This window comes from Hwangdonia seohaensis, from assembly GCF_031932625.1.
Lineage (GTDB): Bacteria > Bacteroidota > Bacteroidia > Flavobacteriales > Flavobacteriaceae > Hwangdonia > Hwangdonia seohaensis.
In genome coordinates this window covers 995,699-1,021,100 of record NZ_JAVSCK010000001.1, presented here as the reverse complement: position 1 = coordinate 1,021,100, position 25,402 = coordinate 995,699, and the positions used below count along the sequence as shown (strand labels likewise).

The window sequence follows — 25,402 nt, the reverse complement described above, 5'->3', positions numbered from 1 at the left end:
CAAATAATTTTTTTAATTTTTCTTTTTAATACATGTTTTTGTATTTCATAGATGCAAAAAAAAACGAAAGGTTGCGTGCCGTATTGATATAATTGCATAAAAAATCCCGAAAAGTCGGGATTTTTTATTTATTCTGATGCTTTTAAAACGGTTCTGATTTTATCTTCGAGCTCGTCCATGAGTTCGGGATTGTCTTTAATAATAGCTTTTACGGCATCGCGCCCTTGCCCGAGTTTGGTATCGTCGTAACTAAACCACGAACCACTTTTCTTAACTATTTCGTGCTCAACGGCCACATCTAAAATTTCGCCAACTTTACTTACGCCTTCGCCATACATAATATCAAACTCAGCCAATTTAAAAGGCGGAGCCACTTTATTTTTAACCACCTTAACTCTGGTTTTGTTTCCTAAAACATTACCGTTGCTATCTTTAATTTGAGTAGAACGACGAATGTCCAATCTAACCGATGCATAAAACTTTAAGGCATTACCTCCAGTTGTGGTCTCGGGATTGCCAAACATCACGCCTATTTTTTCGCGCAATTGGTTAATAAAAATCACGGTACAATTGGTTTTGCTTATCGAACCCGTTAGTTTTCTTAAGGCTTGGGACATTAAACGCGCATGTAAGCCCATTTTTGAGTCACCCATTTCGCCTTCAATTTCACTTTTTGGCGTTAAGGCAGCAACCGAATCTATCACCACAATATCTATAGCGCCAGAGCGAATTAAATTGTCGGCAATCTCTAAAGCTTGCTCGCCATTATCGGGTTGCGAGATAATTAAATTATCAATATCAACCCCAAGTTTTTCAGCGTAAAATCTATCAAAGGCATGTTCGGCATCAATAAATGCAGCAATACCACCAGCTTTTTGGGCTTCGGCAATAGCGTGTAAAGTCAATGTGGTTTTACCCGAGGATTCCGGCCCATAAATTTCTATAACCCGACCACGCGGATAGCCACCAACGCCCAAGGCAATGTCCAATCCTAAAGAGCCGGACGGAATGGCATCGACATCAACTACGGCAGCATCGCTCATTTTCATTACGGTGCCTTTGCCATAGGCTTTATCTAATTTATCTAATGTAAGTTTTAACGCTTTTAATTTTGCTTCTTTTTCTTTTTCGTTACTCATTTTCTGTTTTTTCTGAAATTATATATGCTAAAATACTACATCTTTTTTCATGGTACAATAATAGTTTTCAACATTAAAATTTTAAGCAAAAAAATCGTTTTTTTGATAATTAATTCAAATGTACCACGCAACCTTTATTCAAATATTTCATCTTTAAAATATAGAAGCTATTTTCAAAATTTAATATCCAAAAATATGTTTAAAACTTCCGTCGTTTTTTTATGTGTTTGTGTTTTATTTATTGCTTGTGATTCTCAAAATGAAGATGAATCCATTCAAACCGGAACCGTAATAAATCAAACATCGTGTGGTGGTGGTCCCGAACCCGTTTTCATTATAAAATTAAGCGAAAACGACTCTATAATGACCGCTACACTTCCTAAAGCATATCAAAAACCCCTTTTAAAAATTCAATTTAAAACTAAAGAAAAAACGTCGTTGTTAATTTGTACTATGGACAAAATCTACCCCAAACAATTTGATGTTTTTGATGTTATTTCAATATAAATTAAAAATACCACGCAACCTTTTTACATATTTTGCATCTATAAAATAAACGCAGGAAAAATTTTGCTATGAAATTGATCTAATAATGGTTGGGAATTAGACTAACTCAAACTATTTTAGTAAAGCACTTTATATTATTTAAGGTGCTTTTTTTATACGATTTATTGTGCTATCCTTTTAAAATTGTACTTTTGCATTTTAAAATATTTCTTTATTCCGCACCATGCGGTTTTAACCTTAAAACATTAGTATAGCATGCAACTGTACAATAAATTAAGCGCTAAAGAAAGAGCCGAATTAATCGAAAAAGCTGGTAAAGACCGGTTAACGCTTTCTTTTTATAAATACGCTAAAATTACCAATCCTCAAGAATTTAGAGACGAATTGTTTATTACTTGGAACGCCTTGGATGTTCTGGGTAGAATTTACGTCGCCCACGAAGGCATTAACGGGCAGTTATCGCTTCCGGCAGATCGTTTTAACGCCTTTAAATCGCATTTGGATACCATCGATTTTTTAAAAGGCATCCGTTTAAATATTGCTGTTGAGCAAGACAATATGTCTTTTTTAAAGCTTAAAGTAAAGGTGCGCCACAAAATTGTTGCCGATGGTTTAAACGATGACACTTTTGATGTTCGGGACAAAGGCATTCATGTGGGTGCAGAAAAATTCAATGAACTTATTGAGGACGACAAAACCGTTTTGGTTGATATGCGCAACCATTACGAAAGCGAAATCGGTCATTTTAAAAATGCCGTGACCCCAGATGTGGATACCTTTAGAGAATCGTTGGATATTATTGAAGACGATTTAAAAGACCATAAAGAAGATAAAAAATTGGTTATGTATTGTACTGGCGGTATCCGTTGTGAAAAGGCCAGCGCGTATTTTAAGCATAAAGGTTTTAAAAATGTGTACCAATTGGAAGGCGGTATTATTGAATACACCCGACAAGTAAACGAAAAGCAATTAGAAAATAAGTTTATTGGGAAAAATTTTGTTTTTGATGAGCGCAGAGCCGAAAAAATTAGTGACGACGTTATTGCACGCTGCCACCAATGCGGAAGCCCTTTTGATGTGCACACCAATTGCGCCAACGATGCTTGCCACTTATTGTTTATTCAATGCGATGCCTGTAAAACAGAAATGAACAATTGCTGTTCGACAAACTGTAAAGAGATTCACGCCCTACCTTACGAAGAGCAAAAAGAGATGCGTAAAGGCCAAGGCAATAGCAACGACATCTTCAAAAAAGGGCGCGCAGACCATTTGCCCTATAAAAAAGATTTAAGGAATATTTTTGAAGTATTAAAAAAGAAAGAGGGCTAAACCTCAGTCAAAATCAACAACTATAAATTCTTTGTTTTAAGTCTTTAGAATAATCTTATATTTACGTCGTGAAGATTTCTTTTGAAACTTTGTTTCAAAAATCCACTCATTTTGTCATTCTTACGAAAGTGGGAATCTAAAAAGATTTATAAACCTTCATTCGTAATAATTTGATTATTAACGAATTCAATATATAGAAATTTATGGCTTGTAACAGTTGTTCAACTGGAAAAGACGGTCAACCTAAAGGATGTAAAAACAACGGCACTTGCGGCACAGACAGTTGCAACAAACTAACTGTTTTTGATTGGCTCGCAAATATGTCGCTTCCAAACGGCGAAAAACCCTTTAATTGGGTGGAAGTCCGGTTTAAAAACGGGCGTAAAAACTACTATCACAACACCGAAAACCTAACCTTAAGTATTGGCGATGTGGTTGCTACCCAAGCAAAATCGGGACACGACATTGGCATGGTTACCCTTACGGGGGAATTGGTGCGGGTTCAAATGAAACGGAAAAATGTTTCGACCAAAGGCGACGAGGTTTTAAAAATTTACCGAAAGGCAAGTCAGAAAGACATTGATATTTGGCAAAAAGCACGCGATAGAGAAGAACCAATGAAAGTGAAAGCGCGCCAATTTGCCATCGATTTGAAATTACAAATGAAAATTTCGGACATCGAGTTTCAGGGCGATGCCAGTAAAGCCACATTTTATTACACCGCCGAAGAGCGTGTAGATTTCAGGGAACTCATAAAAGTATTTGCCCGCGAGTTTAGAACACGCATAGAAATGAAACAAGTTGGGTTTCGTCAAGAAGCGGCAAGACTTGGTGGCATTGGCTCTTGCGGGCGCGAGTTGTGTTGCTCCACATGGTTAACTGATTTTAGATCGGTAAGTACCTCGGCAGCCCGATATCAGCAATTATCTTTAAACCCACAAAAGCTTGCCGGCCAATGTGGTAAATTAAAATGCTGCTTAAATTACGAACTCGATACGTATTTGGATGCTTTAAAAGCGTTCCCCAAAACCGATATAAAACTTAAAACCGAAAAAGGAACGGCAGTATGCCAGAAAACCGATATTTTTAAAGGACACATGTGGTATGCCTACGAAGGCGAATGGATGAATTGGCACAAAATAACCACTGCCCAAGCTAATGAAATTATTGAGGCCAATAAGAAAAACAAAAAAATTGCAAGCCTTGAAGAATACGCCTCAGACCTTATTGAAGATACTAAAACAGAGTTTGAGAACGTTGTAGGACAAGATAGTTTAACGCGGTTCGATAGTCCAAAAGGGCGTAACAAACGTAAAAACAATAAGGGCCGTAACAACAGAAACAAAAAAAACAACAGAAGAAAACCTCAAAAAAGTAAAAATGAAGCGAAGTAGTTCGGTATTGTTTTCTTTAATTTTTTCTTTTGTTTTGGTATCATGCGATTCTAACCGTGTTTTCGATACCTATAAACCGGTTCCAAACACATGGCATAAAGATTCTGTGGTTAGCTTTACGGTAAATCCACCAGATTCAATAAAGCCCTATAATTTGTTTGTTAATTTAAGAAATACCAACGATTATAAATTTAACAATTTGTATTTAATAGTCGAAATGGTTTTTCCTCATGGCAAAACCATAAAAGACACTTTAGAATACAGAATGGCAGACCCCAACGGAAAGCTTTTAGGAACAGGAATAACGGGTGTTAAAGAAAATAAATTGTGGTACAAAGAGCATGTTGTTTTTAAAGAAGCAGGCGAATATGTGGTTAGTATCCAACATGCTATGCGGGAAAACGGAAAAGTAAATGGTGTTGTGGAGCTTGAAGGTATCACAGATGTTGGCTTTAGAATAGAAAACCCATCAAGTAAATAAAAACGATCAATTGTCACACTGAGCCTTTCGTCTTCGCTCAAGACAGGCTAAAGTCGAAGTGTATTTAATATTCAAAATTAAATGGCAAAAACAAAAGCAAAAAAGGAAACAAAAGGCACACAGGATTTTTCAAAATATATCCGTTGGTTTTGGATATTGTTCTCAGTAGGTATTCTTGCAGTGGCACTTATATTTTCAGCAGCATCGTGGGGTTGGCTTGGAGCCATGCCAGACCATACGCAATTGGAAAACCCTAAAACCCATTTGGCAACCGAAATTATTTCTGCCGATGGCGTAACCCTGGGGAAATATTACTTTAACGATAACCGAACTCCCGTAGCTTTTGAGGATTTATCGCCCCATTTAGTCGATGCTTTAATCGCTACCGAAGATGCCCGTTTTCACGAGCATTCTGGTATCGATGCCCGAGGCACATTAAGAGCCTTTGCTTTTTTGGGAAAACGGGGTGGCGCCAGTACAATTTCGCAACAATTGGCAAGACAGTTGTTTGTGGGCGTTAGAACCAACAATATTTTTGAAACTATAACCCAAAAAATAAAAGAATGGGTTATTGCCATTAAATTAGAACGACAATATACCAAAGAAGAAATTATAGCACAGTATTTTAATGTTTACGATTTTGGTAACAATGGCGATGGCATACGCAGTGCCTCCAGAATATACTTTAATAAAGAACCCAAAAATTTGGATATTAAAGAAGCCGCTATGTTGGTGGGGATGTTTAAAAACTCTTCCTTTTATAATCCAATACCAAGCAGAAATCCAGTTGGCGTAAAAAACAGACGTAATGTTGTTTTGCTTCAAATGGAAAAATACGGATATATTAATGAACAGGTTAAAGACTCCTTACAGAAAACCGAACTGGATTTAGACTTTACCCCGGAATCGCATCGCGAAGGCCTTGCTACTTATTTTAGAGGATACCTTGCTGGTTTTATGAAAGATTGGATAAAAAACAATCCAAAACCAGACGGCACCAATTGGAATTTATACAACGATGGCTTAAAAATTTATACCACCATCGATTCGCGTATGCAAAAGTATGCCGAAGATGCGGTACAGCAACACATGCCTAAGTTGCAAGCAGAGTTTTTCCATCAAAACACACCCGATAGAAACCCAACGGCGCCGTTTCTGGATTTAACCAATGGCGCCATTGATACTTTAATGCAGCGTTCAATGAAACAATCCGAACGTTGGCGACACATGAAATACGACTTAAAAAAACCGGACAAAGAGATAGAAGACTCATTTTACAAACCGGTACAAATGACTGTTTTTGAATGGAAAGACGGCAAACCTTCAGAACGGGATACCATTATGAAACCTATCGATTCCATGCGTTATTACAAATCGTTTTTAAGAACCGGCATGATGTCCATGAATCCGCAAACCGGTCATGTAAAAGCTTGGGTTGGCGGCATGAATTATAGGCATTTTCAGTACGATATGGTAAAGCAAGGTAAGCGTCAAATAGGCTCTACGTTTAAACCTTTGGTTTATGCTACGGCAGTAGATCAGTTGCACTTATCGCCCTGCGATGAGCTTCCGGACACACCGTTTTGTATTGAAGCCAACAAGCACGGCAACCCAGAAGAATGGTGCCCAAAAAACTCCAATCTTAATTATGGCGGTACGCGAACATTAAAAAATGCGTTGGCTAATTCTGTAAATACCATTACAGCTAGATTAATTGATAAGGTTGGTCCGCAAACCGTTATCGATTTAGCACGAAAATTAGGCATAGAATCTGATATTCCTCCGGTGCCATCCATTGCCTTAGGGACACCCGATTTAAGCGTTTACGAAATGGTTGGTGCTTACGCCACTTTTGCCAATAAAGGCGTTTACACCAAACCCGTTATGGTAACAACTATTGAGGATAAAAACGGTACCATTTTATATCAATTTTCACCTGAAACCAACGATGTATTAAGTGCAGAAACGTCTTATGTAACCGTAAAACTTATGGAAGGTGTAACACAATCTGGTTCGGGTGTTCGCTTACGTACAAAAGGCGCCGACGCTTACAGAGCAGACTATAGAGAAGTGGTTACGGGCTACCCTTACGAGTTTACAAATCCTATTGCCGGAAAAACAGGAACCACACAAAACCAAAGTGATGGCTGGTTTATGGGCATGGTACCAAATTTGGTTACTGGCGTTTGGGTTGGTGGCGAAGAAAGAGCAGTCCATTTTAAAAGCATTACTTACGGTCAAGGTGCGGCCATGGCGTTGCCTATTTGGGGCTTGTACATGAAAAGCTGTTATGCCGATGAAAGCTTAAATATCTCTAAAGAAGATTTTGAGGAACCAGCAAACCTTTCAATATTAGTTGATTGCTCTAAAGCCAATGAAAAAACCGTTATTGATGATGATAAAGATGAAATACCTGATGATTTAGATTTTAATTAAATCATTTCTAACGCATCCTCAATAACTTGATAGACTTTTTCCAGCTGTTTTTTGGTGATTACATAAGGCGCTTGAATGTAAATGGTACTTCCTAAGGGACGTAAAAACACCCCATTGTCCATAAAAAATTTAAAAAGCTTATCGCGTAAATTACCGTAGCGTTCCATTTCTATGTTCAAATCGAGGGCAAAAATAACGCCTAATTGTCGTGTGGATTTTACTTTAGGACACGTTTTTATACGACTCTCAAATGCTTGGTGCGAAGCGTTAATAGCTTGAATTTGTTTTTGAATATCATCGGATTGCAACAATTTCACACCCGCCAAAGCTGCGGTACAAGCCAGCGGATTTGCTGAATACGTATGCCCGTGAAACAAGCCTTTGCTCATATCGTCACTATAAAAAGCCTCATAAATATTTTGCGTACACGTGGTTAAAGCCATGGGCAATAACCCGCCGGTTAAAGCTTTGCTCAAACACATAATATCTGGTTTGGTTTCCATATAAAGCGACGCAAAATGTTTACCCGTTTTTCCGAAGCCCGTCATCACCTCGTCGGCAACGGTAATGATATTTTGGTTTTTGCAGAATTCAAGAATCTCATTTAACCCCTCGGCGTTGTGCATTTTCATGGCCGCTGCACCTTGTACCAAAGGTTCGTAAACAAATCCAGCGACTTTATTATTAGATACTATGTCTCGCAACATTTTTAAAATGGCATCGTGATTTTTTCCATTTGGGACAGGAATACGTTTTACGTTTAAAAAGAAATCCTCAAAAGGCCCGTTGTAAATCGATAAACCAGAAACACTCATCGCGCCAAAAGTATCGCCGTGGAATCCGTCTTCAAAAGCAATTAAGGTATTGCGCTTTACGCCTTTGTTAAAATGGTATTGTAACGCCATTTTAATACCGATTTCAACAGCCGTTGAACCATTGTCGCTAAAGAATATCTTGTTCTGGTTTTCCGGGAGTATTTTAATAAGAGCTTCGGATAATTTTATAGCGGGCTCGTGTGTGAATCCGCTAAAAACCACTTGGTCCAACTGTTGCATTTGTGCCGAAACCCGACTGGTTATATACGCGTTGCAATGCCCATACATACAGGTGTACCAAGAGGCAATGGCATCGATATATGCGTTGCCATCCTCATCGGTTAAAACACAGCCTTTTGCTTTGGTTATGGCAATGGTTTCCGGGTGTAATTTGTGCTGTGTTAAGGGGTGCCACAGGTGTTTTGTATCGCGTTCTTTTAAATTCATTTTTTTTGTCATTCTCGCGAAGGCGGGAATCTATTTTTTAACTTTTAGTTGCATAGTGGATTCCTGCTTTCACAGGAATGACAGCTACAACTTGTCTTTAAACAATTCAGCATATTCCTTTACTACATTTTTATCAAAATAAGGCTCTTCATCTATACGCCCAATAACAGGGACATTTGTCATTTTTTTAATGATGCTTTCTGTTGATTTGTGTTCGTTTCCGCTATAAACCAACGAAACATCGAAGCCTTTTTCTTTTAAAACATTTATGGTTAAAAGCGTGTGGTTGATGCTTCCTAAATAATGCCTTGAAACCACAATTACCTTATAATTAGGTTTTATTAAATCGAAAACCGTTTGTGTATTATTTAAAGGCACAAACAATCCGCCAGCGCCTTCAATAACCAAATGGTTACTTGTTTTCGGAACTTTAATTTTTTTAATATCAATAGTAATATTGTCAATTTCTGCAGCTGCGTGCGGACTCATTGGCGTTTCCAACGCATAAGCATTGGGGTGGAACTTGGATTTGGAATTCGACACCAATCGTTCTACTTTATCCGTATCGCAATGGTCCAATTCGCCTGCTTGAACAGGTTTCCAGTAATCGGCTTCCAAAGCTTCAGTAATTATTGCCGATGCTATGGTTTTACCAACTTCGGTTGAAATTCCTGTTATAAAATATGTGTTGTTCTTCATTGAATATTTTAACAATAAACCGCTCCCGAACTTTCGGTAACGGCTAAAAAATCATTTTAAATCGAATTCAGTATTACAATCTTCACATTTATATTTATGTTTTGCGTGTAAAGGCAGTGCACCGAAAAGGAACCCAAAGATAAAGGCAAAAAAGGATTTTAGGTCTTTTATTGTAGAAAACAGCTCTATTCTTTCGCTTTTGCAATTCGGGCAGTTTAAGGTGTTGCCTTCGTCATCAACCGAATACTTGTGTATGGCATTCAAAATATGTTGTGCTTCCATAGCTTGGGTGGACAGCACTTTTAATTTAACGCCACCAATGGCATTGCTAACCAGCGGGTCGGTATCGATGGTAAGATTATCAGATAAAAAAACTTGAATGCCTTCGGCTTCTAATCTGCCCTTTATAATTTGGGCTTCAGAAGAATACTGAAATCTGGCTATGGTTTTAAAGGTCTCGCTCATATATTTACAAATGTAGTTAAGAGCCGTAATACTTTCGATATTTCGCTTTCCGAATTATCACTATGCAAACAAAAGCGTAAGCGCTCTTCGCCTTTTGCGACTGTTGGCGACAAAATGGGTTTTACATTAAAACCGTTTTCTTGAAGTTTTTTTGCCATTGATTTCACGTTTTCATTACCTGAAATAATGCAGCAATGTATCGCAGAATTGCTTTCAATAAAATGATTTTGAAGTTTGTTTTTAACAATTTCATTTTTAAAATGCTGAATGTTTTGATGCAACTTTTCTATGTTTTTCGTAGAAACCAACGCATTATAAGCCGAATGAACAGTAGCGAGCGTGTGTGGTGGCAAAGCTGTTGTGTAAATAAAACTTCGGGCAAAATTGACTAAATATTGTTTTAAAACAGCCCTTCCTAAAATAGCGGCACCGTGACAACCCATGGCTTTTCCAAAAGTTACCAAACGTGCAAAAACGTATTCTTCTAAGTTTAATTGTTGAATTAAACCAACGCCGTATGTGCCAAAAACACCAATAGCATGGGCTTCATCAACCACCAAAAAGGCTTTGTGTTTTTTGCCTAATTCGCACATGGCAACCAAATCCGGGGCATCGCCATCCATAGAGAAAACAGACTCCGTAACAATGTATGCGTTGCCTTTATACTGAACGCGTTCCAACATCTCATCCAAGGCTTTCACATTATTGTGCTTAAATTTATAAGCTTTTGCATTGGAAAGTAAAACACCATCGCGAATGGAAGCGTGTATAAATTCGTCGTAAAAAATAACATCATCGCGTTGCGGCACACTGCTAAAAAAGCCAAGGTTGGCATCGTAACCCGAATTGAAAATCAATGCCGATTCGCTATTATGGAAATCGGCAACCAAGGATTCTACAATGTTATAAAATGAATGATTACCCGAAAGCAAACGCGAACCCGTTGATCCATTTTGCAGCATATCATGCCCAATTAAAAGGTTGTGCGTAGCGTTAAAAATAGATTCGGATTTGGCAAACCCTAAATAATCGTTTGATGAAAAATCTACCAAACCATTCCGTGAATCAAGTTGACGTAAGGCATTATTCGCTTTGCGCTCTTCGAGTTTTTGATGTAATTTTTGAGGTAGCATTAATCAAAGATAGTCAAGACCTGTCAGGTTTTCAAAACCTGATAGGTCTAATTTCAAAAATAAGTTTTTAACACAATATTATTGTTTATCGATAATTTTTATATATTTGTTATTGTTAAACGATAATATTTCTACCTAAGGCGACTTGAAATGCAGTCGTAAAACGAATTAACCATATAATTATGAAAGACAATACGCAAACTTTAACCATCGTTACCTGGGCTGTTTTAATTTCAGCAGTTTCAATATTACTTAATGATTTACGCGAGTTTGATTTTAACCAATTTGAAACGTTTCAAAATTGGGTAAAATCAGCAGATAAAAATGAATCTTGGTTTACTTCAAAAAATGCAATCCAATGGAGTTATTACGCGATTAGTGCAGGATTGTTTTTTTGGAAGGCGTATCTTATTTATGGTTTTTCTTATTTTTTATCGATTCTGAAAGAAATTGAAAACGGAAACTACTTTAGCGATAATAATATTAAGTACTTTAAAAAGATAGGTAACATTTTTATTTTATATACCATCAATATTTTGGTATTGCGATTTCTTTTAGCCGCGATTGGCAAATCTACTTTTAACTTTTTTAACGAACTTAAAGCGGAATTCACCTTTTTAATCCCAGCAGGATTGGCTTTTTATCTTCTTGCCGAAATTTTTAAACGAGGAAAACTAGCTGAAGAAGAAAACGAATTAACCATATAACCCATGCCAATAATAGTAAATCTCGACATCATGCTCGAAAAACGAAAAATGAAAAGCAAGGAGCTGGCGGAAATTATTGGTATTACCACGGCAAACTTATCGATATTAAAATCCGGTAAAGCCAAAGCTGTTAGATTTTCCACACTCGAAGCCATTTGTAAAGCACTCGATTGTCAACCTAGTGATATTTTAGAATATGTTGAAGACTGACATAACATACCATAGAGCATCAACTGCTGAAGACTTACATCAAATTTTAAATCTTCAAAAAAAGAATCTATACGATGCCATTTCTAAAGATAGTAAAGAAAAAGAGGGCTTTTTAACTGTAAAACACGATTTTGAACTACTAAAAAAAATGAACGATGCCTGTCCACATTTCATTGCAAAATATAACGCTAAAGTGGTGGGCTACGCCCTTTCAATGGTAAGGGAATTTAGAGACCAAATTCCGGTCCTCATACCCATGTTTACCGAAATAGACAAAGCTATCAACGAACAAAACCCTCCATTAAATTATATGGTAATGGGGCAAGTGTGCGTCGATAAAGAAGCAAGAGGCCAAGGGGTTTTTAGAGGGTTATATCAATATATGGCGCAAGAGTTAAAACACAAGTTCGACGCCATTATTACCGAAGTAGACATTAAAAACAAACGCTCATCTTATGCCCATAAAGCCATTGGCTTTAAGGTGTTAAAAAACTACACATCCAACGGTCAGTTTTGGGAAATTATTAGTTTAAACACTTAAAAACCCAACACTATTTCGCTTATCTTTAAAACAATGTTTACACTCGTAAATTGTAATAATTTCTATGCTTCTTACCAACGCGTTTTTATGCCTAATTTACAAGGAAAACCAGTCGCTATCCTTTCCAATAACATTGGTTGTAAAATAAAGCCCACTAAAAGGTCAATATCTTATAAATAAAAACTAAATTTAAACAAAATAAATAATTTTTATTTGGGCGTTACCACAACCCTTCGACTGCGCTCAGGGCAAGTGGTCGGGCTTTCCGCTATATCTTTTGCGAAAAAGCAAAAGGATGCCGCATCAATCCCTAACGCAAACCAACGTGTCAATTAAAAAAACAGATAAACAAATGCAGCTTCACAAATCCAACACACTAACCTTATTTGCGCCAAAAGCCCATAACAATTCTGGAGCACATTTTTTCGATACCGGCATTTCAGCAGGTTTTCCATCGCCAACCGAAGATGTTAAAGAACAGCGTCTATCCTTAGACCGGGAACTCGTAAAAAATAAAGAAGCCACTTTTTTTGCTCGGGTACGCGGGCAATCTATGATAGGGGCCGGACTGGACGATAACGATTTACTGGTTATAGACAGAAGCTTAGAGCCTACGCATAACAAAATAGCGGTATGCTTTCTCGATGGCGAGTTTACCGTAAAACGTTTAAAAGTTAATGCAGAAGGTGTTTGGTTACAGCCCGAAAACCCTAACTACCCCATTATAAAAATCACAAGTGATAATAATTTCATTATTTGGGGCATTGTTACCAATGTCATCAAAAAGGTATAAGTTCTCGATACTATTTCAAACACGTTTGAAATCACCCGAACAGACAGGAAACAAAAAACGCTTCAGAAATTCTGAAGCGTTTTTTTATAAAATATGTGTTTTGTAATTAATCTGCCAATACAATCACTTTATTATCCTTCATCTCCAAAGTACCGGATTTTATCTTTAAAGTCAGTACCTTTTGGTCGTCATTATGAGGCGTTACCTCGGCGTGAAGCTCATCAAATACCAAATGACTTTGTGTATGGGTTTTAATTTTAATAGTACCTTCTTTTAACAAAGAGACTATAGGCGCGTGGTCTTTTAGCATTTCAAACTCACCATTTATCCCAGGAACAACTACAGAATCAACTTCACTACTAAATAAAGTGGCTTCGGGTGATACAATTTCTAAATACATCTTTTTAAGTCTTCAGTTTGCAGTCTTCAGTCTTCAGTCTCTGCGGACTGTGGACTGTGGACTAAATTTTACGCTTCAGCTAACATTTTCTCACCAGCTTCAATAGCTTCTTCAATAGTTCCTTTAAGGTTAAACGCTGCTTCTGGTAAGTGGTCTAATTCACCATCCATAATCATGTTAAATCCTTTAATGGTTTCTTTAATATCAACCAATACTCCAGGAATACCGGTAAACTGTTCTGCTACGTGGAACGGTTGCGATAAGAAACGTTGTACACGCCTTGCTCTACCTACAGCCATTTTATCTTCTTCAGACAATTCTTCCATACCAAGAATGGCAATAATATCTTGTAATTCTTTATAACGTTGCAATAACTCTTTTACACGTTGTGCACAATCGTAATGCTCTTTTCCTAAAATATCGGCCGTAAGAATTCTTGAAGTAGAATCCAATGGATCTACCGCAGGATAAATTCCTAGCTCAGCAATTTTACGAGATAGTACGGTTGTTGCATCTAAGTGGGCAAAAGTTGTTGCAGGTGCAGGATCGGTTAAATCATCCGCAGGTACGTAAACCGCTTGTACCGATGTAATAGATCCTCTTTTTGTTGAAGTAATACGCTCTTGCATCGCACCCATTTCGGTTGCTAATGTTGGTTGGTAACCTACCGCAGAAGGCATACGACCTAATAATGCAGATACCTCAGAACCAGCTTGTGTAAAACGGAAAATGTTATCTACGAAGAAAAGTACGTCTTTCCCCTGGCCTTCGCCAGCCCCATCACGGAAATACTCAGCAATGGTTAATCCTGAAAGTGCCACACGAGCACGTGCTCCAGGAGGCTCATTCATTTGCCCGAATACGAAAGTTGCTTTTGATTCTTTCATTTTAGATTTATCAACTTTAGATAAATCCCATCCGCCTTCTTCCATAGAATGCATAAAATCGTCACCATAACGGATAATTCCTGATTCTAACATTTCACGAAGTAAATCATTCCCTTCACGAGTTCTTTCACCAACTCCTGCGAATACTGAAAGTCCACCGTGTCCTTTTGCAATATTGTTAATCAACTCCTGAATCAATACCGTTTTACCTACTCCGGCACCACCAAATAAACCAATTTTACCACCTTTTGCATAAGGCTCAATTAAATCGATTACTTTAATACCTGTAAATAAAACTTCGGTAGATGTTGATAAATCTTCAAATTTTGGTGCCTCTCTGTGGATTGGCAAACCAGCTTCTCCAGCTTTAGGCAAATCTCCAAGGCCATCAATAGCATCTCCAATTACATTAAATAAACGGCCATAAACATCATCGCCAATTGGCATTTGAATAGGTGCGCCAGTAGCAGTAACCTCTGTTCCTCTACTCAACCCATCCGAAGAATCCATAGCAATAGTACGCACCGTATCTTCTCCGATGTGAGACTGTACTTCTAGTACTAAAATAGAACCGTCGGTTTTTTTAATTTCTAATGAATCATAAATTTTTGGAAGTTCAGCACCAGCTCCGAATTCAACATCGATAACTGGACCTACTATCTGTGCAACTTTACCTGTAACTTTAGACATTACTTATGTGTTTAATATTATGCGTTTTAATTCTATGAAAACACTCTGAGTTTTCGCGTGCAAAGATATATTTTTTAATTTAGAATGAAAGTCGTTTTTGAAGCTTTTTTACATAAAAAAACACCTTCATTCCGAAGTTCGAGAAGAAGGTGTTTTAAGAATGTATTATTTTTAATATTTATTGAAGTGTTGGATGGTAATTAGTTGGATAATCGCCAGCATTTACCAAGTTTCCTGAAGCTTCAAAATTTGATCCAAATGCAGCATCAATAACTTTTAAAATCTCATTTGCCATTACCGCATATCCCCTTGCTGTTAAGTGAATACCGTCCAGCCCCACAGCACCACCAGTTACTAAATTGGTAGTTAAAGTAAAATCACCAGACGAAATACCAGTTGTTGAAGCTTCACCTAAAATACTATTTAAATCAACCAAAGCAACATTTTCATTGGCATTTGCAATCGCAGCTATTGTTGCATTATAAGCATCAGTGGCGTTTTTTATTTCGGCAAGTTCGTCACTATCCAAAGCATCTCCGTCATCAATACCGTTAACAGCGCCAATAACTAAAGCACCCTGTTGTGGCGTTGGTGTACCGCCAGCTTGTAACAAGCCCAATACTTGAAGCACTTCATTTGATAAAGCAACAGACCCATAACCTTGAGCCAATGCATCTTGATCTATAGTTAAAACGAGCAATTCATCTTCAGTCATTTGTCTAAACCCTAATGGGTTTGTTTGTGTAACAGGTACGTCTATAATCCACCTGTTTTTCCCTTCACTGAAAGGTATGGCGTATTGGCTAGCAATAGCCTGTGCCTGTGCTGGTGGTACCATTTGTGCAATTAATACTTGAGTAAATATTCCTGCAACTGCTTGAAAAAAGCCAGTTAATTGGCCTGCTGTTGCAGCATCTATCTCCAACGCATTATTTGGTACGGTTGTAAAATGAGGTAAATCGGTAACATAAGGAACGTTAGTAACAATGCCTTTGGCTCCACCAGAGGTTAAGGTTGATACTAGAAACCCGAATGTTTGATCGAAACCAACTCCAGGAGGACCAGCTGAAGGCGTAATGGTATTTGAACCATCGCCACCAGAAGTTGCATAGCCCAATACATCGTTACCACCAATTTCTGATAAGGTAAAAAATGTTGGGTTTTGTGCCATCGCATCACCTAATATAGTGGCCGTTGGACTTGATGCCATTCTTATAAAATACGGATTAGCCAACCCTAAATTTAGGTTTCCAAGGTTTCCGTAGCCATCAAATAATAAATGAAAACTTTTAGCACCTGGAACTCCCATATTATTAAAAGGACCCGTTGGATTATTAACCAATAAGTCTGTGGTAGAGGTCACTGGACCTATTACAGAGGATAAGGGAACCGGACCGGCGCCACCAAAAACTAATCTTGGACCAACTGATGACCCAGGGAGTTGAACCCCTCCAACAGCAATTCCACCAATATTGTCATTCATTAGGGGTTGCGTAAAAGCGCCTCCTCCTATATTTGAAAATTGTTGAGCTAAAATATTGGGAAATGAGTTTTCTTGAGACGCCTTAAATAAGGCACTATCTGTAAAGCCAGCGGTAAATGAAGCTCCTATAGCCACATAATTTGAAAAATCTGCTGATCCAGCTGTAAGTGCTGGCAATTCTACAACAACTTCTGGTTCTTCACTGGTTCCTTTAAGAACATCTTCAGGTTCGTTACATGCTGAAAACCCAATTAGGATTATTAATAGCCATATATATTTAGTATTCATAATAGTTTTCATTTTATAAGTTGTTAATTGTCCATGATAGATAATACATCGACCCTATATTTCCGGTTCCAAATGCCGTATAGTATTCGTCACCCAAAAGGTTTGTTGCCCCCGCTTTAAAAGTAGATTTAAAGCTTGGAACTTTAAGATTGATTTGAGCATCAACTACGTGAAATTCTGGCACTAAACCATTACCAAAAGTGGCTTCCCAGAAATAATCATCACTAAATCTATAAGCTATGTTGAATCCAAAGTTTTTAAACAATTCCGTATTTCCAAAAGACGCTTTGAACTTATGTTCTGGCGTGTTGAAATTGGTAGCGAAATTAGGATACTTCTCTTGATCAAAATCCAATTTAGCATAAGTATAACTACCACTTATATCAAAATTCCCAAATACTTTTGTAGATAAACCAATGGAAGCTCCGTAAGAGTTAACCTTTGCTTCAGAATTTGTGTATGCACTGTAACCTTGAAAATCTCCATTAGCTATAGCCGCTACCGATAATCCGCCATCTCCGGCAACCCCGTAATAAGGAGAAGCAACGCGTTGTTGAGAAATAAAATCTTCATAACTATTGTAGTACATACTAAAATCTACAATAAACTTATCAAGTTTACCTCTATACCCTGCTTCTGCAGACGTTACTTTTTCAGGTTTTATTAAATCTGGATTTGCTACCTGTAATAATGTAGGATCACCTGTAGCTCCAAATGCCTCTAATGAACTCGCTGTATATGAATTGGTATATGGAGCGGCTCCTGTTTGTGTAATAGTTGCTGGTTGCCCTAACAATTGACCTTGACCACTAACATCTAAAGGCCTTGACCATCGTTCTAAATTTGAAGGAGCTGAACCTACTAAAAAGCCTTGGCCAGAATCTAATCCAATAAATAAATCTTGAGTTGTTGGGTTTCTAAATCCTGTTTGCACAGATGTTCTAATATTATGGTTTCTATTTATAGTTAAACCTGCTGATATTCTTGGTGAAACAAACCCGTCAAAAAATTCAGATTTATCATAACGAGCAGATCCCGTTAGTTTAAGCTCTAAAGACTCATTTAGTTCGAAGCTCTTTTGAATTTGAGTATAAACACCAAATTCCGAGTAGTCTATTGGACCAGCGGCATCAGTATAGATCGTACCCCCAGAGTTTAAACTGTAGCTTCTGTAAGAACCACCAACTTGAATTTCAGCAAAGTCAATTAAATGGCTTAAATTATAGTTTCCATCAGCGTGGTAATATTTTGAAGCATCTTGAAATTTAGAACCCGTTATTAAGTTAGGGTCATTGATACTTCTATTAAATGCCGCTTTATATTGTGGAGTTCCAGGTTCAAAACGACCAGATTCAGCTTGTGCTCTTGCTGCTAAATGAGCTTGGTCGTTAGTTGCCCCTCCAAGGGTTGCTTGAACATATGCTCCTGTATATTCACCGAAATAGGTAACATGGTCTTTCCATTCATTTAAAATCTGGATACCTGTTACCGTCATATCGTACGAATCACCAGCTTTATCAGAAACCACATAGCCTCTTAAAAAGAAATGGTCATTTTTAACTTCTAGCTTATGTTGCTGTTGGAAAAAACCATCAATATTATATCTGTTTAATCCTTGGTAAATTGTTGTACCTGTTCCTACCTTTCCAACATACTGAATTTCAAAATCATCCTCCCAAGGTCTAAAATATAAACCCCAGTCCGCTTTAACACTTTCAGCGTTATAATCGGTTAAATCACTTTCATTATACCCAATTCTACTTACTTCTTCCGATGGCACTAGTGCACTTGCACCAGCCGGCAATAAACCTAAGCCTTCCATGGTTATCGCGACACTATGGATGTTTCTTTTAAAATCATCACCATATACGTTGACACCGTTATAACTTAAATTGGAAGCCCTTGTCCCACCTTGAGAATCTTTATCTTCTAAACTATTTGCTGCCCAATCCGTTCCTTTTAAGTATCCAAAATTAACTTTAGCAGCAAATTTGTTGCTAAACTTATGTGCAGCACGAATACTTAAATCGGTATATTCGTTATCTCCTGCCGCTTCTTGAGAGGTGATTCCTTTTTTAAATGAAGTGCTTATACCTGCATGGTCAAAAGGATTTTTACTTCGCATAAACAAAATACCGTTAAAGGCATTTGCACCGTATAATGCCGATGATGCACCTGGAAGCAACTCCACACTTAAAACATCGGTCTCCGTCATACCCACTAAATTTCCTATAGGGAAGTTTAAGGCTGGAGTTGAGTTGTCCATACCATCAACCAATTGCATAAAACGGTTGTTGGCAAATGTTGCAAAACCTCTTGTGTTAACCGATTTAAACGTTAAACTGTTGGTGTTCACATCAACGCCTTTTAGGTTTTCAAGTCCATCATAAAAATCCGCGGAAGCGGTATTCTTAATTTCCTTCAATCCGAAACGCTCAACAGTTACGGGCGATTCGAAAATTCGCTCAGGTGTTCTGGATGCCGAAATTACAACTTCATCTAATGCTGTACCTTCGTTAAGAACAAAGTTAAGTACTTGATTGTTTGTGGTCACTTCGATAGTAACGGTTTCAAAACCAATCATACTAGCTTGCACAGAAAAAGGCGGATTTTGGCCGGCACTTAAGTTGAAAGCGCCATCAAAATCTGTTACCGTCCCTGTGGAAGTACCTGTAACAATAATGTTTGCTCCTGGAAGTGGTTGGCCGCTGTCATCAACGACTGTTCCAGAAATTGATGTTGTTTGAGAATAAGTCAATCCACAAAACAACAACAGTAAAAAGGGGAGAATAGTTTTCATGTATAAGAGTTAGTTTAATTTATTGTTTAGCAATATAAATATATATAACATTATTACAATATAAAAACATAAAAAAATTATGCGCGCATAGTAGTTTTTAACAAAAATCACTTTAAATTTTTGAATATTATGTTAAAAATTGGGTGTTTATTTGAGAATGAAAGAGAACATCTCTCGTGCAATTTATAAATTAATAATTTGCACGAGAAGCATTTTTACTCTACCGTAACAGATTTTGCTAAGTTACGTGGCTGGTCTACATTACAATTGCGCATTACAGCTATGTGATACGATAAAAGTTGTAATGGTATAGTAGTTAATAAAGGTGAAAAAGCTTCCTCGCAATCTGGAATCTCAATAACATGATCGGCAATTTCCTTTACCGCAGTGTCTCCTTCGGTTACAACCGCAATGATTTTACCTTTTCTTGATTTTATTTCCTGAATATTACTCACTACTTTTTCGTAATGCCCCTTACTTGTTGCAATAACAATAACTGGCATCCTATCGTCAATTAAGGCAATAGGGCCGTGTTTCATTTCTGCTGCAGGATAGCCTTCAGCATGAATATAGGAGATTTCCTTGAGTTTTAAAGCGCCTTCCAACGCTACGGGAAAATTATAGCCTCTACCTAAATACAAACAATTGGTTGATAGCAAATATTGTCTGGCAATGTCTTTTACGTGTTCGTCTACCTTTAATAATTGCTCTACTTTTTGCGGAATCAATTCCAATTCTTGTAAATACATTCTAAAAGTTGAACTTGACATCGTGCCTTTGGCTCTAGCCAAACGTAATGCTATTAAGGTTAAAACGGTAATTTGTGTTGTAAATGCTTTGGTTGAAGCCACGCCAATTTCCGGTCCTGCGTGTGTATAAGCACCCGCATGGGTTTCTCTGGCAATAGACGAACCTACCACATTACAAACCCCAAAAACAAAAGCTCCTTTGGATTTTGCAAGTTTTATGGCTGCCAACGTATCGGCAGTTTCACCAGATTGCGAAATGGCAATAACCACATCATTCTCTGTTATTACGGGGTTTCTATAACGGAATTCTGAAGCGTATTCAACTTCAACAGGGATTCTAGAAAATTCTTCAAAAATATATTCGGCCACTAAACCCGCGTGCCACGACGTACCGCAGGCCACAATAATAATACGATTGGCATTTAAAAACTTTTTCATGTTATCTTCAACACCGGCCATTTTTATAATAGCCTCGTCTCTTAATAACCTGCCTCTATACGTATCTCTAATGGCTCGAGGTTGTTCGTGTATTTCCTTAAGCATAAAATGCTCGTAACCGCCTTTTTCTATTTGCTCAAGATTCATTTGAAGCTCTTGTACATAGGGAACCACTAACGAATCGTCTTTTATTTTTCTAACTTTTATGCCCTTCCCCAATCTAATAATTGCCATTTCTTCATCTTCTAAATAAATAGCATTTTTAGTGTATTCTAAAAAAGGCGAAGCATCACTTGCAATAAAAAACTCATCTTCGCCAATACCCACGGCCAACGGGCTTCCTAAACGGGCAATAACCACCTCACCGGGTTTGGTTTTATCGAAAACAGCAATGGCATAAGCGCCTATTACCTGATTTAATGCAATTTGTACGGCTTTACCAAGCTTTACGTTTTCGTTCTTTTTTACGTCTTCAATTAAATTAATTAAGACTTCGGTATCTGTATCTGATTGAAAGGTGTAACCTCTGGAAATCAACTCTTTTTTTAGCGCATCATAATTCTCAATGATACCATTGTGAATGATGGCCAATTCGCCTGAATTTGAAGCGTGGGGATGTGAGTTTACATCGTTAGGTACACCATGGGTTGCCCATCTGGTATGACCAATACCTAAACTACCGTTTTTGGTAATTTCTTTTTCCGATCGTTCTTCTAAGTCCGATACTTTTCCCTTGGTTTTCGAAATTTTAAGGTCGGTGCCATCAAACAAAGCAATACCGGCGCTATCGTAGCCACGGTACTCTAAGCGTTTAAGCCCTTCAATAATAATAGGGTAAGCTTCTCGATGTCCTATATATCCAACAATTCCACACATAAGTAATTTGGGTTTTAATTAACGTGGAGCAAATATGTAAAAAAAATATCAACAAATGCTAAAATAGTACATGAAGTTGATATTTTTTACGATAAAATCCATCGAAACTTAAAAAATTATGTGTTTCTATATAAAATAAGGATTTATAAAATGAATTTATAAATTAGGTTCTGTAAAAAATATTTCAAGTTTTATTTTTCTGTTTTCCGGTACGTTTTGATGATTCCCGTATAAAATAGTACCTCTAGGCGCTAACAAAACAGTTGATGGAACCTCAGTTACTTCATCTGCACTTTCTAAAATTTTAGAAAGGCTTGTTAAATTAACATTTGTAGATAACGTTAGCCCTAGCTTCGTGTTAGTTGAATCTTTTAGTAGAATATTATTAAGATGCTCGGTAAGGCGTATTTTGTATTTTGAAACACCATTATCATCAGTTATGCGTTGCCCCAGGTTAATAATTTTAGAGTTTGCCGGATCTGAAGTGTCTTCAGTCGGGTCGAACACATAATCAATGGTTGGCGCATTGTTTTTTATATCGTAAGCGTAAATTCTATCGTATTTATGATAATCAGGGTTCCCGCCATTCGGCATGGTTTCGTCTTCATAAATAACCAAATGCGCTTCATTGATTATTTTTTTTAACGGATAATTACCATTTACCTTTGGCAAATAATTGCCGTTTTCATCCAATTTCCTATAGGTTTTTTTAAAGCAATCCAAAGCTGTTTCAGTTGTGCCATCGCAATCTACCATACCATTAAATAAATCAACAACGGCCATAGAACCTTCTGTTCCTTTTAAATACAACCTTTCGTCGCCATCGATTTTGTTTCCATTAGCCAAAGCAATGTTGAAATCATTTACAAAAGTGTTCAGTCTAATACCGGTAAGGTTTATGGTAAAAGTATCTTGTAATCGGTCGCCATCAATTGTAGAATCTTTTGAATAATAGATTACAATATTGGCGTTTGCCATATTAAAAAACACCATGTTACCACTACCGTTAATAGCTTCCGCTTTAAAGTACAGGCCTCTAAAGTAATCTTTAAAATTATTCGCATTACTTAAAACCGGGTCGTCTTGTTTATCAATAATTGTTGTTTTCCAATAATCTTTATCTAAATGCACTCTTAAAGCAGGAGTTTGTCTATCAAAGACATCTTGATCGCCTTCAGTTGTTTTTAAAACAATGGTTTGGCTACTCGGAACATATTGATCTTGTTCGTAAATGACATCGGTTTTATGGTCTTCAAAATTTATAACACCATTGCCGTCAAGAGCCGAATTCATGGTGCTACTTGCATTGGAAAAATACCTTTGGGTTTCGTTAAATCCTGAATTTGGATTGAAATCCCTTAAAAAATAATTGTTCCTGTAAACGGTTAATTTTATTGGCGCACCACCATATAAAGAGTCTTTAATGGTGTACACTTCGTTTCCATTTTCGTCTGGCGAATCGGCACTTACTTTACTAAAATAAGGCACTTTTAAAACAACAGAATCTATTGCTGGATTGTCGCCAAAATTAGGATTGGAAACAGATGGCGTTACTTGGGTTATAATGCTCGCCGTAGTTAAACCGTAGGCAGGATCATTAAAAACACCAAACAAGTTTGATGACAAGTTGTTTATTTGTAAAGAATCCAGTTTTTTATTGTAAGCTAAAATCTGGAGATTTAAATTATTGGTGTTGAAATTAGCGTTGTCTTTTCCTAAAACATCACTTTCAATAGTATTAAAATCTTTATCGCAGGCAATAAACAATGCCATAACTAATAGAAATATACTGGAAAATTTAAGGGCTTTAAATATGTTTTTCATGTGCTTGTTTACAAAATGCCAAAATGGGCTTTCATGTTTTTTTTAGATGATATCCAGATTAAATACAAACTTTCGTATTAAAAAACTCTGTATAAGCTTCGCCAAATTCATCTTTACTTTTGAATTCTAAAATAGGTTTGTCCGATGCTTCTAAATACGTATTTAAATCTTTAGGTATATTTTCAGACCCTATAATCAATGCATCGGAATTATCAATAGCGACCTTCATTAAGTTGTTGTATGATGGATCTTTAAGCATTTTAATAGCCTCTTCATCAATATTATCAAACTTAATTTTATTAATCATGTCTTTGTTTAACGCGCCATCAAAACTTTGATTGTACACCGAGGTAACAATTTTACTTTCGTTAAATAAAGGCTCGTCTTTGTAATATTGCTTTAAATAAAGAGGTAGTAACGACGCTAACCAACCGTGAACATGGATAACATCGGGCGACCAGTTTAGTTTTTTAACCGTCTCAATAACACCTTTTGCAAAGAAAATAGCGCGTTCGTCGTTATCGGAAAACAAATCACCATTTTCATCGGTAAGTGTGGCTTTACGCTTAAAATATTCGTCGTTATCGATAAAATAAACTTGAATACGCTCTTTGGGAATTGAAGCTACTTTAATAATAAGTGGCATATCCAAATCGTTAATAACCAAGTTGATTCCTGATAGTCTTATAACTTCGTGCAATTGATGCCTTCTCTCATTAATATTGCCGTATCGAGGCATAAAAATTCTTATTTGCCCCCCTTGTTGATTTACCAATCTTGGCGCTTCAAAAGACATGGACGAAATTTCCGTCTCAGGTAAATAAGGCACTACTTCAGATGATACGTATAATATCCTCTTATCTTTCATATGTTAGTTTTTTGCTGTCTTTTTATAGCTATGTAATTGAATAGCTTTTTGAGAATTCAAAATAAAAAACACGCAAAAGTACAAAATTTTATGCGAATTGGCAGTAAAATATTAAGTTTGCAAGCGTTAATTTTTTATTAAATAATGAAGGTTTTTTCACAAAAAGTGCTAATTGCAGCAGCAATTGATAAATTAAAAGCAAAACAGCTTACGGTAGGTTTGGTGCCAACCATGGGTGCATTACACCACGGGCATTTGGCCTTGGTTAAAAAAGCTTTAAATGAGAACGATACCGTAGTGGTAAGTATTTTTGTGAATCCCACGCAGTTTGATAATAACGACGATTTAGTAAAATATCCAAGAACCTTAGAGGGCGATGTGGCCTTGTTAAAAACCGTGTCGGAAAACAAGATTTTAGTTTATGCGCCAACCGTTGATGATATTTACGAAGGCCATACCATATCGAACAAATTCGATTTTGATGGTTTGGAGTTTGAAATGGAAGGTAAATTCAGAACCGGTCATTTTGACGGCGTTGGCACCGTTGTAAAACGCTTTTTCGAGATTGTAAAACCGCATCGGGCTTATTTTGGAGAAAAAGATTTTCAGCAATTGGCCATCATCAAAAAACTGGTTGAAAAGCATCATATCCCTGTTAAAATTATTGGTTGCCCCATCCATAGGGAAGCCAACGGGTTAGCCATGAGTTCGCGCAACACCCGACTAAAACCCGAATATAAAAAAGCTGCGCCTTTTATCTATAAAACCTTAAAAACTGCCAAAGAAAAATTTGGCACAAAAAGTGCTAATAAAATAACGGAATGGGTTGAAAAAGAGTTTGCTAAACACGATTTATTAAAACTAGAGTATTTTATTATTGCAGACACCAAAACCTTAAAACCAGTAAAAAGAAAATCAAACCAAAAAGCATATAGAGCGTTTATAGCGGTATATGCAGATGATATTAGACTTATAGATAATATCGCATTAAATTAATTATCTT

General features: G+C 37.0%; 22 protein-coding genes. 10 read left to right on the top strand and 12 right to left on the bottom strand.

All coding sequences use genetic code 11. The features are described from left to right. Positions 1–128 precede the first annotated feature (128 nt). Positions 129–1,139: a recombinase RecA gene (recA, locus tag RNZ47_RS04400; RefSeq protein WP_311936966.1), complete on the bottom strand. Its 1,011-nt coding sequence runs from the start codon at positions 1,137–1,139 to the stop codon at positions 129–131. Positions 1,140–1,334: 195 nt separating this feature from the next. Between recA and RNZ47_RS04395 the strand changes: the two genes are divergently transcribed. From RNZ47_RS04395 to RNZ47_RS04375, 5 genes are all read left to right on the top strand, one after another. Beyond that, positions 1,335–1,646, top strand: coding sequence for a hypothetical protein (locus RNZ47_RS04395; RefSeq protein ID WP_311936963.1), 312 nt, complete (start codon positions 1,335–1,337; stop codon positions 1,644–1,646). A gap of 255 nt (positions 1,647–1,901) precedes the next feature. Then, positions 1,902–2,975 carry an oxygen-dependent tRNA uridine(34) hydroxylase TrhO gene (trhO, locus tag RNZ47_RS04390; protein ID WP_311936960.1) on the top strand — a complete coding sequence of 358 codons (1,074 nt, stop codon included), beginning with the start codon at positions 1,902–1,904 and terminating at the stop codon, positions 2,973–2,975. Between the two features lie 203 nt (positions 2,976–3,178). Beyond that, entirely contained in the window at positions 3,179–4,369 is a 1,191-nt protein-coding gene (locus RNZ47_RS04385) for a PSP1 domain-containing protein (RefSeq protein WP_311936957.1), read from the top strand. Next, the gene (locus RNZ47_RS04380) at positions 4,356–4,850 is read left to right on the top strand and encodes a gliding motility lipoprotein GldH (RefSeq protein ID WP_311936955.1); all 495 of its coding nucleotides are present in this window, start codon (positions 4,356–4,358) and stop codon (positions 4,848–4,850) included. Before RNZ47_RS04385 ends, RNZ47_RS04380 begins: the two co-directional genes overlap by 14 nt. An 81-nt stretch (positions 4,851–4,931) precedes the next feature. After that, positions 4,932–7,286: a penicillin-binding protein 1A gene (locus RNZ47_RS04375; RefSeq protein ID WP_311936952.1), complete on the top strand. Its 2,355-nt coding sequence runs from the start codon at positions 4,932–4,934 to the stop codon at positions 7,284–7,286. Here RNZ47_RS04375 and bioA read toward each other — a convergent pair. The 4 genes from bioA to RNZ47_RS04355 all read right to left on the bottom strand — a co-directional run bounded on the left by bioA (position 7,283) and on the right by RNZ47_RS04355 (position 10,845). Further along, positions 7,283–8,548, bottom strand: coding sequence for an adenosylmethionine--8-amino-7-oxononanoate transaminase (bioA, locus tag RNZ47_RS04370; RefSeq protein WP_311936950.1), 1,266 nt, complete (start codon positions 8,546–8,548; stop codon positions 7,283–7,285). The genes RNZ47_RS04375 and bioA overlap by 4 nt on opposite strands. Positions 8,549–8,632: 84 nt before the next feature. After that, a complete protein-coding gene (gene bioD, locus RNZ47_RS04365) occupies positions 8,633–9,247 on the bottom strand; it encodes a dethiobiotin synthase (protein ID WP_311936946.1) in 615 nt (204 codons plus the stop codon). A 51-nt stretch (positions 9,248–9,298) separates the two neighbouring features. Further along, positions 9,299–9,712, bottom strand: coding sequence for a putative signal transducing protein (locus RNZ47_RS04360; protein WP_311936944.1), 414 nt, complete (start codon positions 9,710–9,712; stop codon positions 9,299–9,301). Continuing rightward, positions 9,709–10,845, bottom strand: a complete 1,137-nt coding sequence (locus RNZ47_RS04355) for an aminotransferase class I/II-fold pyridoxal phosphate-dependent enzyme (protein ID WP_311936942.1) — start codon at positions 10,843–10,845, stop codon at positions 9,709–9,711. The genes RNZ47_RS04360 and RNZ47_RS04355 overlap by 4 nt, the downstream gene beginning before the upstream one ends. A gap of 182 nt (positions 10,846–11,027) precedes the next feature. On the opposite strand from RNZ47_RS04355, the gene RNZ47_RS04350 reads away from it, so the two are divergent. The 4 genes from RNZ47_RS04350 to RNZ47_RS04335 all read left to right on the top strand — a co-directional run bounded on the left by RNZ47_RS04350 (position 11,028) and on the right by RNZ47_RS04335 (position 13,096). Next, positions 11,028–11,552: a DUF2975 domain-containing protein gene (locus tag RNZ47_RS04350; RefSeq protein ID WP_311936940.1), complete on the top strand. Its 525-nt coding sequence runs from the start codon at positions 11,028–11,030 to the stop codon at positions 11,550–11,552. A gap of 3 nt (positions 11,553–11,555) precedes the next feature. Next, a complete protein-coding gene (locus RNZ47_RS04345) occupies positions 11,556–11,762 on the top strand; it encodes a helix-turn-helix domain-containing protein (RefSeq protein WP_311936938.1) in 207 nt (68 codons plus the stop codon). Beyond that, positions 11,749–12,303 (top strand): GNAT family N-acetyltransferase, encoded by a 555-nt coding sequence (locus tag RNZ47_RS04340; RefSeq protein ID WP_311936936.1) that lies wholly within the window; start codon positions 11,749–11,751, stop codon positions 12,301–12,303. The genes RNZ47_RS04345 and RNZ47_RS04340 overlap by 14 nt, the downstream gene beginning before the upstream one ends. A 352-nt stretch (positions 12,304–12,655) precedes the next feature. After that, positions 12,656–13,096: a LexA family protein gene (locus tag RNZ47_RS04335; RefSeq protein ID WP_311937492.1), complete on the top strand. Its 441-nt coding sequence runs from the start codon at positions 12,656–12,658 to the stop codon at positions 13,094–13,096. Positions 13,097–13,202: 106 nt separating this feature from the next. On the opposite strand, the gene RNZ47_RS04330 is transcribed toward RNZ47_RS04335, so the two are convergent. From RNZ47_RS04330 to RNZ47_RS04300, 7 genes are all read right to left on the bottom strand, one after another. Beyond that, the gene (locus tag RNZ47_RS04330; protein WP_311936934.1) at positions 13,203–13,496 is read right to left on the bottom strand and encodes a F0F1 ATP synthase subunit delta/epsilon; all 294 of its coding nucleotides are present in this window, start codon (positions 13,494–13,496) and stop codon (positions 13,203–13,205) included. Positions 13,497–13,564: 68 nt separating this feature from the next. Further along, entirely contained in the window at positions 13,565–15,073 is a 1,509-nt protein-coding gene (gene atpD / locus RNZ47_RS04325; RefSeq protein WP_311936932.1) for a F0F1 ATP synthase subunit beta, read from the bottom strand. A 178-nt stretch (positions 15,074–15,251) separates the two neighbouring features. Then, positions 15,252–16,844: an SGNH/GDSL hydrolase family protein gene (locus RNZ47_RS04320; protein WP_311936929.1), complete on the bottom strand. Its 1,593-nt coding sequence runs from the start codon at positions 16,842–16,844 to the stop codon at positions 15,252–15,254. Positions 16,845–16,857: 13 nt separating this feature from the next. Continuing rightward, entirely contained in the window at positions 16,858–19,644 is a 2,787-nt protein-coding gene (locus tag RNZ47_RS04315; protein ID WP_311936927.1) for a TonB-dependent receptor, read from the bottom strand. A gap of 215 nt (positions 19,645–19,859) precedes the next feature. Next, positions 19,860–21,707 (bottom strand): glutamine--fructose-6-phosphate transaminase (isomerizing), encoded by a 1,848-nt coding sequence (gene glmS / locus RNZ47_RS04310; protein ID WP_311936925.1) that lies wholly within the window; start codon positions 21,705–21,707, stop codon positions 19,860–19,862. 156 nt (positions 21,708–21,863) lie between these two features. Further along, on the bottom strand, positions 21,864–23,531 hold the full coding sequence (bamH, locus tag RNZ47_RS04305) for a BamH family beta-barrel-assembly machinery protein (protein WP_311936923.1): 1,668 nt from the start codon (positions 23,529–23,531) through the stop codon (positions 21,864–21,866). 58 nt (positions 23,532–23,589) lie between these two features. Next, positions 23,590–24,399, bottom strand: a complete 810-nt coding sequence (locus tag RNZ47_RS04300; protein ID WP_311936920.1) for a glycogen/starch synthase — start codon at positions 24,397–24,399, stop codon at positions 23,590–23,592. A 144-nt stretch (positions 24,400–24,543) separates the two neighbouring features. On the opposite strand from RNZ47_RS04300, the gene panC reads away from it, so the two are divergent. Continuing rightward, positions 24,544–25,395 carry a pantoate--beta-alanine ligase gene (gene panC / locus RNZ47_RS04295; protein WP_311936917.1) on the top strand — a complete coding sequence of 284 codons (852 nt, stop codon included), beginning with the start codon at positions 24,544–24,546 and terminating at the stop codon, positions 25,393–25,395. Positions 25,396–25,402: the final 7 nt, after the last annotated feature.

What these genes read in the sequence shown, in the direction of transcription:
- RNZ47_RS04300 (WP_311936920.1), bottom strand. Translation starts at nt 24,399, where the DNA reads ATGAAAGATAAGAGGATATTATACGTATCATCTGAAGTAGTGCCTTAT.
- recA (WP_311936966.1), bottom strand. Translation starts at nt 1,139, where the DNA reads ATGAGTAACGAAAAAGAAAAAGAAGCAAAATTAAAAGCGTTAAAACTT.
- RNZ47_RS04335 (WP_311937492.1), top strand. Translation starts at nt 12,656, where the DNA reads ATGCAGCTTCACAAATCCAACACACTAACCTTATTTGCGCCAAAAGCC.
- atpD (WP_311936932.1), bottom strand. Translation starts at nt 15,073, where the DNA reads ATGTCTAAAGTTACAGGTAAAGTTGCACAGATAGTAGGTCCAGTTATC.
- RNZ47_RS04350 (WP_311936940.1), top strand. Translation starts at nt 11,028, where the DNA reads ATGAAAGACAATACGCAAACTTTAACCATCGTTACCTGGGCTGTTTTA.
- RNZ47_RS04330 (WP_311936934.1), bottom strand. Translation starts at nt 13,496, where the DNA reads ATGTATTTAGAAATTGTATCACCCGAAGCCACTTTATTTAGTAGTGAA.
- panC (WP_311936917.1), top strand. Translation starts at nt 24,544, where the DNA reads ATGAAGGTTTTTTCACAAAAAGTGCTAATTGCAGCAGCAATTGATAAA.
- RNZ47_RS04345 (WP_311936938.1), top strand. Translation starts at nt 11,556, where the DNA reads ATGCCAATAATAGTAAATCTCGACATCATGCTCGAAAAACGAAAAATG.
- RNZ47_RS04375 (WP_311936952.1), top strand. Translation starts at nt 4,932, where the DNA reads ATGGCAAAAACAAAAGCAAAAAAGGAAACAAAAGGCACACAGGATTTT.
- RNZ47_RS04380 (WP_311936955.1), top strand. Translation starts at nt 4,356, where the DNA reads ATGAAGCGAAGTAGTTCGGTATTGTTTTCTTTAATTTTTTCTTTTGTT.
- RNZ47_RS04315 (WP_311936927.1), bottom strand. Translation starts at nt 19,644, where the DNA reads ATGAAAACTATTCTCCCCTTTTTACTGTTGTTGTTTTGTGGATTGACT.
- bamH (WP_311936923.1), bottom strand. Translation starts at nt 23,531, where the DNA reads ATGAAAAACATATTTAAAGCCCTTAAATTTTCCAGTATATTTCTATTA.
- bioA (WP_311936950.1), bottom strand. Translation starts at nt 8,548, where the DNA reads ATGAATTTAAAAGAACGCGATACAAAACACCTGTGGCACCCCTTAACA.
- RNZ47_RS04355 (WP_311936942.1), bottom strand. Translation starts at nt 10,845, where the DNA reads ATGCTACCTCAAAAATTACATCAAAAACTCGAAGAGCGCAAAGCGAAT.
- RNZ47_RS04395 (WP_311936963.1), top strand. Translation starts at nt 1,335, where the DNA reads ATGTTTAAAACTTCCGTCGTTTTTTTATGTGTTTGTGTTTTATTTATT.
- trhO (WP_311936960.1), top strand. Translation starts at nt 1,902, where the DNA reads ATGCAACTGTACAATAAATTAAGCGCTAAAGAAAGAGCCGAATTAATC.
- RNZ47_RS04360 (WP_311936944.1), bottom strand. Translation starts at nt 9,712, where the DNA reads ATGAGCGAGACCTTTAAAACCATAGCCAGATTTCAGTATTCTTCTGAA.
- bioD (WP_311936946.1), bottom strand. Translation starts at nt 9,247, where the DNA reads ATGAAGAACAACACATATTTTATAACAGGAATTTCAACCGAAGTTGGT.
- RNZ47_RS04340 (WP_311936936.1), top strand. Translation starts at nt 11,749, where the DNA reads ATGTTGAAGACTGACATAACATACCATAGAGCATCAACTGCTGAAGAC.
- RNZ47_RS04385 (WP_311936957.1), top strand. Translation starts at nt 3,179, where the DNA reads ATGGCTTGTAACAGTTGTTCAACTGGAAAAGACGGTCAACCTAAAGGA.
- RNZ47_RS04320 (WP_311936929.1), bottom strand. Translation starts at nt 16,844, where the DNA reads ATGAATACTAAATATATATGGCTATTAATAATCCTAATTGGGTTTTCA.
- glmS (WP_311936925.1), bottom strand. Translation starts at nt 21,707, where the DNA reads ATGTGTGGAATTGTTGGATATATAGGACATCGAGAAGCTTACCCTATT.